This window comes from Cyanobium sp. Cruz CV13-4-11, assembly GCF_024346055.1.
Classification (GTDB): Bacteria; Cyanobacteriota; Cyanobacteriia; order PCC-6307; family Cyanobiaceae; genus Cyanobium.
The window spans coordinates 17,975-30,541 of sequence record NZ_JAGQCH010000023.1 but is presented as its reverse complement, the minus strand read 5'-3'; the positions used below and the strand labels follow the sequence as shown (position 1 = coordinate 30,541).

Sequence of the window (12,567 nt, the reverse complement as noted above, 5' to 3'; positions counted from 1 at the left end):
GCATTCCCGTTCCATGGCCCATCACCAGATCCTGATCGTCGGCGGAGGGGCAGCGGGCCTCACCGTGGCCAGCCAGCTCAAGCGGGCGCGGCCGGGCCTGGAGATCGCCATCCTCGAGCCCTCCTCCGACCACTACTACCAACCGGGCTGGACCCTGGTGGGCGCTGGCGTCTTCACCCTGGAGCAGACCCGCCGCTCCGAGGCCGACCTGATTCCCGAGGGGGTGCGTTGGATCCGCGCCGCCGCCGCCGGTTTCGATCCCGTGGCCGGCACCGTGACCAGCACCGACGGCGAAACGCTCCACTACGACGCCCTGGTGGTGGCCACCGGCATCAAGCTCTGCTGGGACCGGATCAAGGGTCTGCCGGAGGCCCTCGGCACGAACGGCATCACCAGCAACTATTCCAAGGATCTGGTCGATTACACCTGGACCACGATCCAGTCCTTCTCCGGCGGCAACGCGATCTTCACCTTCCCGGACACGCCGATCAAGTGCGCCGGGGCGCCCCAGAAGATCATGTACCTGGCCGACGACGTCTTCAAGCGCTCGCCTGCGGTCGCGGCGACCACCCGGGTGATCTACGCCACCGCCACACCGGGGATCTTCGCCATTCCCACCTTCGCCGAACCCCTGCGCCAGGTGGTGGCCCGCCGCGGCATCGAGCCCCACTACCAGCACACCCTCAAGGAAGTGCGCGCCGCCAGCAAGGAGGCGGTCTTCGCCGTCAAGGACGGCGACACGGTGCGGGAGGAGGTGCTCCCCTTCGGGATGCTGCATGTCACCCCGCCGATGGCGGCCCCGGAGGTGGTGGCCACCAGCCCCCTGGCGGTGGCGGGCCCGGGCGGCTGGGTGGACGTGGACAAGTTCACCACCCAGCACGTGCGCCATCCCAACGTCTTCTCCCTCGGTGATGTTTCCTCGCTGCCCAACTCCAAGACCGCTGCCGCCGTGCGGGGCCAGGCGCCGGTGCTGGTGGCCAACCTGCTGGCCCACCTCGATGGCCAGCCCCTGGCCGCCCGCTACGACGGTTATGCCTGCTGTCCGCTGATCACCGGCTATGGGCGCGTGATCATGGCCGAGTTCAACTACGACGCCCAGCCCGTACCCTCCTTCCCCCTCGACCCCACCCAGGAGCGCTGGAGCATGTGGGTGGTGAAGAAGGATGTGCTGCCCTGGATCTACTGGAACCGCATGCTCAAGGGAGCCCCCCACGAGCGGCGCTTCATGCCTGGGGTGGCTGGCTGAGATCGCCGCTGGGCTGCTTGATGTGGCCCAGGCGATCTTCCAGGCCGTGGAGCATCTCCAGGGCGAACATCGGCAGTTCCTGTAGGGCGAACAGGAATTCCTCCCGGTTCATCTCCAGCAGTTGGGTGTCCCGCAGGGCGGTGGCCGTGCCGACGCGTCGATGCTGGTTGTCCACCAGCGCCCCCACCCCGAAGCTGCTGCCAGGGCCGAGGATTTCGCCGTGGTGCTCCTGGCCCCAGTCGATCTCCACCTCGCCATCGACGATCCCGAAGACGGACGCCCCCTCATCACCCGTACGGAAGATCACCTCCCCGGCTGCGAAGCTGCGCAGGTTCTGCTTCTGCGCCAGGAGCCGCATCGTGGTCAGGGCTGCCGCTGGGGAGGGGGAGGTCATGGGGGACTCCTGGATGCGACCACCATGCTGACGCACGGTTAAGGATCAGGTGGTCAAGGGGCTGCCTGTCATGGCCACCGGGGAGGGCGTCACGTCCCAGATCCGTTCGGCGTACTCCCCGATGGCCCGATCGGAGGAGAAGAAGCCGCTGCGGGCGGTGTTCAGCAGGGCCATCAGATTCCAGCGGTTGCGGTCGGCCCAGGTGGCGTTGATGGCGTCCTGGGCCCGGAGGTAATCGCTGAAATCAGCCAGCACGAAGAACGGATCGCCCCCCCGCAGCTGGTCCGTCAGGGGCCGGAACCGGTCGCTGTCCCCCTGGCTGAAGTGTCCCCGATCGATCAGCTCGAACACCTCCGCCAGCAGCGGATCGCCACCCAGCCACTCCCAGGGCCGATAGTGACCGCGCAGTTGGCCGATCTCCTCGGTGGTGCGGCCGAAGAGGAAGAAGTTGTCGGCCCCCACCTGCTCGCGGATTTCCACGTTCGCCCCATCGAGGGTGCCGATGGTGAGGGCGCCGTTCATCATGAATTTCATGTTGCCGGTGCCGGAGGCTTCCAGGCCGGCGGTGGAGATCTGCTCGGAGAGGTCGGCGGCGGGGTAGACGCGCTCACCGAGCTTGACGTTGTAATCGGCCAGGAAGATGACACGCAGGCGTCCGTCCATGTCGGGGTCGGCGTTCACCACATCGGCGATGCCGTTGATGAAACGGATGATCAGCTTGGCCATGGCATAGCCCGGGGCGGCCTTGCCGCCGAAGATCACGGTGCGGGGGGCGAGGCCATCGGCGCGTCCGTTCTTGATGCGCAGGTACTGGGCAATCACCTGGAGGGCGTTGAGGTGCTGGCGCTTGTACTCGTGGATGCGCTTCACCTGCACGTCGAAGAGGCTTTCGGGGTCGACGCTCAAGGCCTGCTGCCGGTGGATGTAGCCGGCCAGGCGTTGCTTGGCGGTCCGCTTGCACTGGGCCCAGCGTTCCAGGAAGGCCCCGTCCCGCTGGAACTCCTCCAGGCGGCGGAGGCTCTGGGGTTGGGCCAGCCAGTCGGCGCCGATGCTGTCGCAGAGCAGGGCATGCAGGGCCGGATTGGCCAGGGCCAGCCAGCGCCTGGGGGTGACGCCATTGGTGACGTTGGTGAACTTCTCGGGCCAGAGGGCGGCGAACTCGGGGAACAGGTCCTGCTTGACCAGGGCGCTGTGCAGGGCGGCGACGCCGTTGACGTGGTGGGAGCCGACGGTGGCGAGGTGGGCCATGCGCACGGCCTTGTCCCCGGCTTCATCGATGATCGACAGGCGGCGCAGCACGGCGTCGTTGCCGGGGTGCCTGAGGCGCACCTGCTGCAGAAAGCGGTGGTTGATCTCGAAGATCAGCTCCAGGTGGCGGGGCAGCAGGGAGCCGAAGAGATCGAGGCCCCACGTCTCGAGGGCTTCCGGCAGCAGGGTGTGGTTGGTGTAGGAGAGGCAGGCGGTGGTGATGGCCCAGGCGGCGTCCCACTCCAGGTGCTTGTCGTCGAGCAGCAGCCGCATCAGTTCGGCGACGGCGATCGAGGGGTGGGTGTCGTTGAGCTGGACGGCCCAGTGCTGGGGAAACTCCTGGATGGGAAGGCCGCGGGCCTCGAGGCTGCGGACCATGTCCTGCAGCGAGCAGCTGACGAAGAAGTGCTGCTGCATCAGGCGCAGGCGCCGTCCGGCATCGGTGCCGTCGTTGGGATAGAGCACCTTGGAGAGGGTCTCCGAGCCCACCTTCCTTTCGACGGCGCCGTAGAAATCGCCGCTGTTGAAGGTCTGGAAGTCGAAGGATTCGCAGGCCTCGGCTCGCCAGAGCCGCAGCCGGTCGCAGGTGTTGACCCGGTAGCCCAGCACCGGCACGTCGTGGGGAATGCCGATGGCCTGTTCGCCCGGGACCCAGCGCACCCGGTAGGTGCCGTGGTCGTCGCGGTAGCTCTCGGTGTGGCCGCCGAAGCCCACCACACAGGCCTTCTCCGGTTGAACGATTTCCCAGGGCCAGCCGCCCTTGAGCCATTTGTCGGTGATCTCCACCTGCCAGCCGTCGCGGATGAGCTGGTCGAAGATGCCGAATTCGTAGCGGATGCCGTAGCCGGTGGCGGGGATCTCGAGCGAGGCGAGGGATTCGAGGAAGCAGGCGGCCAGGCGACCCAGACCGCCGTTGCCCAGGCCCGGCTCCTCCTCCACGTCGAGGATTTCCTCGATGTCATTGATGCCGAACAGCCGCAGGGCCTCGGCGGCCTCCTCCTGGATGCCGAGCATCAGCAGGTTGTTGCCGAGCTGGGGGCCGATCAGGAACTCGGCCGAGAGGTAGGCCACCACCCGGGTCGGGCTGGCCAGGATGGCGTCGAGACCCGCCAGGTAGCGGGTCATCAGCCGGTCACGCACGGCGTAGCTGAGCGCCATGTAGAGGTCGTGGCGGTCGGCTTCCTGCACCCGCCGGCCCAGGGAATAGAAGAGGTGCTCGATGAGGCCGTCGAGCAGATCCTTCGCCGCCAGGCCGTTGCGCTGGGGATCGGCATAGGTGCCGGGCTCGGGGAGGCCCATCACGGGGGCGAGGGTGCTGGTCATGGCTGGACGGTCATGGGCACAGACTCACCCTCACCAGCAATGGTTAAGACCCGGGGGAAGCGGCATCAACGTTGGCTTGGGAAGATGGAAGGGCTTGCCGGCGATCCATTCCCGACCCTGAAGCCCAGCCCGGGGTGGCCAGCACTCCGTCCTCCAGCCCCGGGGCGTCCTGCCCGCGGGAGGGCTCGGTGCTGATCTGTGGCCTCGGATCCCTGGGCCAGGCCTGCCTGCTGCGCCTGCTGCCCTTCGACGTGCCGCTGCGCTGTCTGGATCGGGAGCGGCCGGACTGGCGCGATCCCCGCCTGGAGGAGCGCTTCGGATCCACGCTGGTGCTCGGGGACATGCGCCTGCCCCATGTGCTCTCCCAGGCCGGGGTCGAGACGGCCCGCGCCGTGCTGCTGCTCAGCACCGAGAGCACGGTGAACGTGGAGGCGGCCCTGCAGGTGCGGTTGCTCAATCCCTCGGCCGACCTGGTGGTGCGCTCCTCCGGCCAGCTGGCCAGCCTGGGGGCCCTGCTCGAGGAGCGCCTGCCCGGGGTGGCCGTCGTCGATCCCCTGCTGCTCACGGCCGGGGCGATCACCGAGGCCCTGCGGCCCGGTGACCAGGAGGCCTGCTTCCGGGTGGATGGCCAGTCCTACCTGGTGGTGGAGGGAAACGACCCGGCCCGCCGGCAGCAACGCAGCCTGCGCCAGGACGGCCCGGGTCTGGCCCGGCCCCTGCAGGTGGTGCCGATGGGCTCGCACCACCACCGTTCGGCGGACGCTGTCCCCGCCACGACGGCCAGGGGCCGGTGGCTGGCCCTGCGTCGCGGCCTGGGGGCTCCGCTGCGCCTGTGGCGCCATTGCAGCCGGCTGCAGCAGGCCGGGTTGCTGGCGATCCTGGCGTTGCTGGCCCTGGGTCTGGCCCTGTTCTCCGCCGGTGGCGGCTGGAGGCAGGGGGTGTTCGTCACCCTGGCGCTGCTGCTCGGGGAGTTCGTCGATCCGGTGAATGTGCTGCTGCCCCCGGGGGACGGCATCGCGGCGGCGGCCCCCTGGCTGATCGGCGTCACCCTGCTGTATTCCCTGGTGGGGACGCTGCTCACCTCCGCCCTGGTGGCGGTGATCCTGGAACGGTTGCTGCGGGAGCGTTTCGGACTGGGCCATCCCGGCCGTTTCCGGCGTGGCAGCCGCTGGATCCTGCTGGCCGAAGGGGACGAACTCGCCGTGCGGGTCGCCGACAATCTGGTCAGGGATGGCCTGCAGGTGCTGCGGATCGATACGCGCCCGGTGCAGCCGCTGCACCGCTCGGGGATGGTGGTCTTCCATCGCTGGGAAGCCGCCCTCGCCGCCCTGCAGCACTGCCGGCTGGAGGGGATCGGCCTGCTCTCCGTCGATCTGCTCGCCAACCTGCAGGAGACCTTCCAGCTGCAGAAGTCGTGGCCCGAGGCCCGTTACGTGATCCTTTCCCATGCCGTCGAGGCGGCCGAACAACTGGGCGACCTGCTCGGCGGCATGGCGGTGATCTCCAGCATGGATCTGGTGGCGGATGCGGTCGTGGCCACGGCCTTCGGCGAACGGGTGGAGGAGATCTGCCGCATCGATGGGGCCAACCATCTGCTGGTGCGCTACCGGATTCAGCAGGGCGATGCCCTGTGGGGTCTGAACCTCTCCAGGGTGGAGCAGGGCTACGGAGTCACCACCATCCACCTGCTGCGTCCCGGACGGAGTTCCCCCCTGGTGTTGCCCTCCCTGGATCTGGTGCTGGCGGCGGGGGATCAACTGGTGGTGCTGGCCACCCTGGCCCAGCTGCGCCGGATCGAACTGGGCTGTCCCGTTCCGCCCGCCTGGCGCCTGCGCCTGCAGGGCTCCCCCAGGGAGGAAGGTCGCTTCGAGGCGCTGCAGTCCCTGGCCCGGCATCTGGGCGGCGCCCCCGGGACGATGGCCCCCCTGCTCGATGGGGCGGAGCACCTCACCCCGGCCCTCGACCGCGAACTGGCCGAGCAGCTGGCGGAGGAGTTGCGCCGGCAGGGCCTCCACTGCACAGTGGAAGCCGTGGCCGTGGGTGAAGCTGTAGCCACCGAGGGCCCGCGGCCATGAAGGAACCCACACCTGCCCCGGCCCTCTGGCTGCTCGACACCTTGCGGGCCCTCAGGGCCACCCTGGAGCGCATCGAGGTGGAGGAAGCGGCCTGCCTGAAGGCCATTCACCCCGACTACCGGGCCAGTGCCCGCAACCTGCTGCATTTCATTTCCTTCCACCGCCATGCCCATCCGGGCCTGCCGAAGGCGCTGCGGCAACGGGGGCTCTGCGCGCTCACCGATTGCGATGCCCACCTGCTGGCCAGTCTGGAGGCGGTGATCACCGCCCTTGAGGCGCTCGAAGGTCTGGGCCCCTCGGCGGCGCCGACGCAGTCACAGCCGGGCGGCCCCGAGGTGCTGGAGCAGCATTGCGACCGGTTGTTCGGAGCCCTGGCCGCCGCGGGGGTCGCCGGAATCATGGTCACGCTGCCGGCGGAGGCGGCCGAGCGCCCCGCCCTGGTCGCGGATCTGCTGACGGCGGGGATGACCATCGCCCGCATCAATTGCGCCCATGACGACCCCGAGGTCTGGGGCCGGATGGTGGAGGCGCTCAGAGCGGCCCGGGTGGCCACCGGCCGCCCCTGTGCGATCGCCATGGACCTGGCGGGCCCGAAGCTGCGCACCGGCCAGCTGGCCCCCCAGCCCGCGGTGATCCGCGCCCGTCCCCCCCGCGACCGGATGGGGCGGCCCACCCAACCGGTGCGGATCCTGGCGGTGTCGCCGGGATCCTTGCCCCGGCCGCAGGACACGGACGCCGTGCTGCTGCCGGCGCGACTGTCGAGGGCGAAGCGGCTGAAGCAGGGGGATCGCCTGCAGGGGCGGGATGCCTCCGGCCGCCGCCGCAGCCTCCAGGTGGTTCGACGTGGCCCCGATGGGGTTCTGATGCTGCAGGCCGACAGGACCTGCCATTTCACGGCCGGCCTGGTGTTCCGCCAGCGGCACGGCAAAGCCCGGCTGCGCGTGGGTCCGCTGGCGCCGGTGAGTGGCGAACGGCTGCTGCGTCCGGGTGACGTCCTCCGCCTGACGCCGGAGCCGGACCAGGGCGGCGCCACGCTCCCCTGCACCCTGCCGGATGTCTTCGTCGATCTTTGCCTCGGCGAACGGGTGCTCTTCGACGATGGCCGCATCGGTGCCGTGATCCGTGGGGTGTCCGCCCAGGAGGTGGTGGTGGAGGTCACCACGGCCCAGGCCAGGGGCAGCAAGCTCCGCTCCGACAAGGGGATCAATTTCCCCGACAGCGGCCTGCGCACGCCGGCCCTGACCGCCAAGGACATCGAGGACCTGGGGTTCGTGACGCAGCACGCCGACATGGTCAGTTATTCCTTCGTGCACCGGGAGTCCGACATCCAGACCCTGCGCCAGTGCCTGGAGGACCGGGGCCGGGGCGATCTGGCGGTGGTGCTGAAGATCGAAACCCGCCAGGCCTTTCTGAACCTGCCCGGGCTGCTGCTGGCGGCCATGGCCCACGGCGCCCCGGTGGGCGTGATGATCGCCCGGGGCGATCTGGCGATCGAGTGCGGCTGGGAGGCCCTGGCACCGATTCAGGAGGAGATTCTGCGCATCTGCGCCGCAGCGCATGTGCCCTGCATCTGGGCCACCGAGGTGCTCGACACCCTGGCCCAGCACGGCCATCCCACCCGCGCCGAGATCACCGATGCGGCCATGGGGGCCCGGGCCGACGCGGTGATGCTCAACAAGGGACCCAACATCACGGCCACCGTGAAGGTGCTGGAGGCGATCGTGGCCCGCAGCGCCAGCGACCGGAGCGATCGCAACGTGCCTCTGATCACCTGCCTGTCGTTCCGGAGCAACTGTGAACCCGACGACCCGCTGCCGTGAGCCCGCCCAGGGGAATCAGGGCAAACGCTTCAGCCCGTGGAGTCGTCGAAGAGGGAACTGCGGGTGAATTTGAGGCCTTTCCAGATCTTCTTGATTTTCTCGTAGGCCTCGTCCTGGCTCATCTTGCCGTTGGCCTGCAGGCCGACGATCAACCCCACCTGGTCGGCGAAGGATTCCAGGTTCTGGTGAAACATCAGCCGCTCCGGGCTCCAGTCGCTGCCCCGATAGCTGCTGTGGGCCTCCATGGGCGATTGGACATCCCTTTCCGGCCGGCCGAGTTCGGGATTCAGCGGTCCCGTGGTGGGCGGGTTGGTCAACGAATCGTGAAGAGGAGTAGATAAGGTTAGCCAGCCAGCCTTAAGAGCCCGTAAAGACCAGGGGTGCCGCCAAAACCCCCGCCACGCCTGCCATACCCACCATCGAGCCGTTGCGGTTGAATCGTGGCAACAACCGGAAGTCCCGTGGTGCGACTCACCCCAGGGGCGCTGAGTTCCCAGCGCCTGGAGCAGCGTCCGGCGGGCCTTCCCACCCACCTTTACGTCCATGGCGGGCTCGGGCCCACCCGGGCCGATGCGGTGCTGTTCCTGGATTCCGGGCCGGTGCGGACCCCTGCCCCCGCCATCGAGCGGCTGGCCAGCCTGCGCCAGGCCGGCACCCCCCTGTGGCTGCGCCTGCAGGGGCTGGGCGATCGCCGCTACATCCAGCAGCTGCTCGATCGCCTCGAGGTGCCGGCGGTGTTGCTGGCCCCCCTGCTGGAGGTGCCCCAGCGCCCCCAGGTGAACGGACTGGAGGATGTGCTGCTGGTCGTGCTGCACCGGCTCAGCTTCGCCAAGGATCCGGCCCATCTGGTCAGCGAGCAGGTGGGCCTGGTGCTGCTGCCCGGCTTGCTGATCACCCTGGAGGAGGGCTGCGGCGGGGATCCCTTCCCGGATCTCACCGAGTGGCTGCTGTCCAAATCGGGGTCCCTGGCCGACCGGGACCTGGACGACATCCTGCACTTCGTCATCGATGACCTGCTGGATGATCTGTTTCCGATGCTGGAGGCGATGTCCCAGCGGCTCGATGCGCTGGAGGAATCCTCCCTGCGCAACCCCCGCCCCCTGATCCTGCGCCGCTCCTACGAATTCAGGAGCAATCTGCGCATCATTCGCACCCTGATCTGGCCCCTGCGGCACCAGATCGGTCTGCTGCTGCGTCAACGGCAACGGCTGCTGGGGGCCGAGGCGCTGGAAGGCTTCCGGGACATGGCCGAGCTCGTCGACCAGCTGTTCGAGGCCTGCGGGTCGCTGCGGGGTCAGTGCGATGCCATCACCCAGTCCTATGCGGCCAGCGTCGGCAACAGGATGAACCAGGTGATGAAGACCCTCACCATCCTCACCAGCATCTTCGCGCCGCTCACGTTCATCGTTGGCGTCTACGGCATGAACTTCGAGAACATGCCCGAGCTGAAGTGGCATTACGGTTACGCCCTTGTCATGCTGCTGATGCTCATGATCGCCGTGCTCCAGGCCTGGTGGCTCTGGCGGCGGGGCTGGTTCCAGGACTGGACCGGGCAGGGCTGAGCTGGAGCTGGAGCCCACAATCTGTCCTTAACCCAACCCCTCGGCTTGCTGGTGCAGGATCGACGCAGCGTTCCTCCTTCGCTGGTCTCGAAACATGGTCCTGAAGCTGTCTGCGACAGTCCAGTCGAGGGGCGTGATGGCCTGCAGCTGTCTTGGTGTCCTGCTTGGGGCCTGGCTGGCGCCGTCGCTGGCACCGCTGCCAGCCCTGGCCCAGGCGGGGACGGCTCCGGTGGTGCGCATCGAAGGCTCCAGCACGGTGTTCCCGATCATGGAAGAGGCCGCCAGGGCCTTCCAGAAGCGCCAGGGAGATCGGCCGGTCAGCATTGCCCTGAAGGAGACGGGCAGCTCGGCCGGCATGCGCAGCTTCTGCCGCGGCGAGATTCCGATCAGCAACTCCTCCCGTCCAATCAGCTCCAAGGAGCTGAAGGCCTGCGCCGCCAAGGGGGTCACCTTCATTGAACTGCCGCTGGCCTTCGACGCCATTTCGGTGGTGGTCCACCCCAGCAACAGCTGGGCCAGCCGCATCAGCACCGCCGAGCTCTCCACCCTGTGGAACCGCCAGGCGCAGGGACGCATCAAGCGCTGGAAGCAGGTGAACGCGGCCTGGCCGGATCGGCCGATCAATCTGTGTGGCCCGGGGGCCGACTCAGGAACGTTTGATTACTTCAACAAGGCGATCAATGGGGATGCTCGAAATTCCCGCACCGATTACACCGCCAGTGAAGACGATAACGTTCTTGTACGTTGTGTTGAGAAAAACCCTCTGGCGCTGGGCTATTTCGGCTTTTCCTACTACCGCGGCCAGGCCGGCAAGCTGAAGGCGCTCGCCGTCACAGGTCCGAAGGGCACCTGGCCCCCAACCATCGAGAACGTGCAGCAGGAGCGCTACGTGCCCCTCTCGAGACCCTTGTTCGTCTACATCAACGACAAGGATCTCAGGAACCGGCCCGAGGTGCGTAGTTTTATCACCTTTACGGTCCAGGGCGGGTTGCGATTCAGTGAGAGGGCTGGCGTGATCCCCCTGCCTCCGGACACCTATCGTGTTGTGGAATCCAAGCTTTACCGCCACTTGATCGGCACCTCCTTCGGGGGTGACCTGCCCATCGGGCTCTCGATCAACGAAGCGATCCGGCGCAGCTTCGAGCAGATCCGTTCGAAATCCCCCCGCTGAGGCCTCCGGGCCCCTCCCATGGCCAGCCCGCACGATGACCACCCGTTCAGCAACGGAGCGTTCGCCGTCGATCTGATCGCTCGGTTCACCGACAAGCTGGTGTCCCTTCAGGGGCCGGTGCTGGCCGACAGCGACCCCGAACCCCTGCATCAGATGCGGGTGGCGCTGCGGCGGTTGCGCACCTGCCTGCACCAGTTCGCCCCCGCCCTGCAGTTGCCCAGGGCCGTCGCGGACCCCCGACTGGCCAAGACGGTGCGGCGGCTCGGCATGGCGCGGGACCTGGATGTGCTCAGGGAGCGGCTGGAGAAGGATCTGATGCCCGAGCTGCCCGAGGCGGAGCGGAAGGCCCTCAAGCCGGTGTTGAAACAGCTGCGGCGCGAGCGGGCCCTGGCCTATGAGCAGGTGGTCTCCACCCTGCAGAGCGGCGGCTATCTGAAGCTGCTGTCCCAGCTGCAGGGTTGGCTGCGCCATCCCGATCTCACGCCGCTGGGGGAATTGCCGCTGCTGGGCTGGACCCTGGAGTGGCAGGCCCCGATGATCGCCGGGCTGTTCCTGCACCCCGGCTGGTTCATCCTCGAGCAGGAGGGGGACATGGAACGGGTCCACGACCTGCGCAAGCGGCTCAAGACGGCCCGTTACGGACTGGAGAACCTCGGGGCCGTCACCGGCTCGCGCTGCCGGCAGTGGGTGGTGGAACTGAGGGACCTGCAGGAGCTGCTGGGGGAACTCAACGATCTCCATGTTCTGGAAAGGGCGATCGATGACCAGTTGCCGTCCGGACTGGCCGGAAGCCTGCCGGCCCTGGAGGCCCTGCTGCGCCGCAGGGCCCAGGGCTGCTGGGAGCAGTGGCGGCAGCGGGCCGAGGCGCTCATGCTCCCCGAACGGCGCCGCAGCCTGTCGATGGCCCTGTGGCTCGAGCGACGCTCCGACAGCCACCTTGACGCGGCCCAGCCGGCCCTGGCCTTACCTAGCCCTTAACCAAAGCACTACCAGCTCTTTGCTCGTTTGCAGCGTGTTGCTGCATACAGTTGCATGCATCCGACGCGCTTTTCTCAATGGTATTCACGCCCTCCCGTGAATCCGGCAGCAAGGATGGATTCCGCGACCTGCTTGAGGCCAATTACCAGAAACGCAGCCTGGTTCATGTCAGTGCCGGCAGCAATGTGCCGCTGCTGAAGAACAACGTCTGGCTCGTTGTTCGCGGCATGGTGAAACTCAGTGCCATCACGATTCACGGTGACGACATGCTGCTTGGGCTGGCCGGCCCCAACGAACCCTTCGGCGATCCCCTCAACGGTGTCGAGGCCTATGCCGCCACCACCCTGGTCGACACCGACCTGCTTTGCCTGAGCTGCACCGAGATCCGCCAGGACGGGACCCTGGCCGTGGCCATGCTGGAGGCCCTCGGCCAGCGCATTCAGCAGAGCCAGGCCCTGCTGGCCCTGATGGGGCTCAAGCGCGTCGATGAGCGTGTGCGTGGGTTTCTCGAACTCCTGGCCAGCGAGTACGGCCAACCCTGCGAGTCGGGCCTGCGCCTCAACCTGCGCCTGACCCACCAGGAGGTGGCCAGCGCCCTGGCCACCACCCGCGTCACCGTCACCCGCGTGATCGGCGCCCTGCGCGATGAGGGCTGGTTGCAGCTCGACGGCCAACGCCGCCTGGTGGTCAGCTATCTCCCACGTCGTTGAGACAGTTCTGGGGTCTGCCCCCCGCAGACCCTGATAATGC

General features: G+C 67.9%; 10 protein-coding genes. 7 read left to right on the top strand and 3 right to left on the bottom strand.

Features of this window, described 5'->3' with window-relative positions:
- The first annotated feature begins 13 nt into the window (after positions 1-13).
- The gene (locus KBZ12_RS14970; protein ID WP_254958816.1) at positions 14-1,246 is read left to right on the top strand and encodes an FAD/NAD(P)-binding oxidoreductase; all 1,233 of its coding nucleotides are present in this window, start codon (positions 14-16) and stop codon (positions 1,244-1,246) included.
- Here the strand turns inward: KBZ12_RS14970 and KBZ12_RS14965 are convergent.
- Together KBZ12_RS14965 and KBZ12_RS14960 are read right to left on the bottom strand one after the other, a co-directional pair.
- Entirely contained in the window at positions 1,224-1,640 is a 417-nt protein-coding gene (locus tag KBZ12_RS14965; protein WP_254958784.1) for a cyclic nucleotide-binding domain-containing protein, read from the bottom strand. The two genes, KBZ12_RS14970 and KBZ12_RS14965, sit on opposite strands and share 23 nt — an antisense overlap.
- A gap of 45 nt (positions 1,641-1,685) precedes the next feature.
- Positions 1,686-4,211, bottom strand: a complete 2,526-nt coding sequence (locus KBZ12_RS14960) for a glycogen/starch/alpha-glucan phosphorylase (RefSeq protein WP_254958783.1) — start codon at positions 4,209-4,211, stop codon at positions 1,686-1,688.
- A gap of 134 nt (positions 4,212-4,345) precedes the next feature.
- Between KBZ12_RS14960 and KBZ12_RS14955 the strand changes: the two genes are divergently transcribed.
- A complete protein-coding gene (locus KBZ12_RS14955; protein ID WP_254958782.1) occupies positions 4,346-6,286 on the top strand; it encodes an NAD-binding protein in 1,941 nt (646 codons plus the stop codon).
- A complete protein-coding gene (locus KBZ12_RS14950) occupies positions 6,283-8,106 on the top strand; it encodes a pyruvate kinase (protein ID WP_254958781.1) in 1,824 nt (607 codons plus the stop codon). The genes KBZ12_RS14955 and KBZ12_RS14950 overlap by 4 nt, the downstream gene beginning before the upstream one ends.
- Before the next feature lie 29 nt (positions 8,107-8,135).
- On the opposite strand, the gene KBZ12_RS14945 is transcribed toward KBZ12_RS14950, so the two are convergent.
- On the bottom strand, positions 8,136-8,423 hold the full coding sequence (locus KBZ12_RS14945) for a hypothetical protein (protein WP_315859320.1): 288 nt from the start codon (positions 8,421-8,423) through the stop codon (positions 8,136-8,138).
- A 147-nt stretch (positions 8,424-8,570) separates the two neighbouring features.
- Between KBZ12_RS14945 and corA the strand changes: the two genes are divergently transcribed.
- From corA to KBZ12_RS14925, 4 genes are all read left to right on the top strand, one after another.
- Positions 8,571-9,668, top strand: coding sequence for a magnesium/cobalt transporter CorA (gene corA, locus KBZ12_RS14940; RefSeq protein WP_254958780.1), 1,098 nt, complete (start codon positions 8,571-8,573; stop codon positions 9,666-9,668).
- Between the two features lie 136 nt (positions 9,669-9,804).
- Entirely contained in the window at positions 9,805-10,839 is a 1,035-nt protein-coding gene (locus tag KBZ12_RS14935; protein WP_254958779.1) for a PstS family phosphate ABC transporter substrate-binding protein, read from the top strand.
- Positions 10,840-10,857: 18 nt separating this feature from the next.
- Entirely contained in the window at positions 10,858-11,817 is a 960-nt protein-coding gene (locus KBZ12_RS14930; RefSeq protein WP_254958778.1) for a CHAD domain-containing protein, read from the top strand.
- Between the two features lie 77 nt (positions 11,818-11,894).
- On the top strand, positions 11,895-12,527 hold the full coding sequence (locus KBZ12_RS14925; protein WP_254958777.1) for a Crp/Fnr family transcriptional regulator: 633 nt from the start codon (positions 11,895-11,897) through the stop codon (positions 12,525-12,527).
- Positions 12,528-12,567 lie beyond the last annotated feature (40 nt).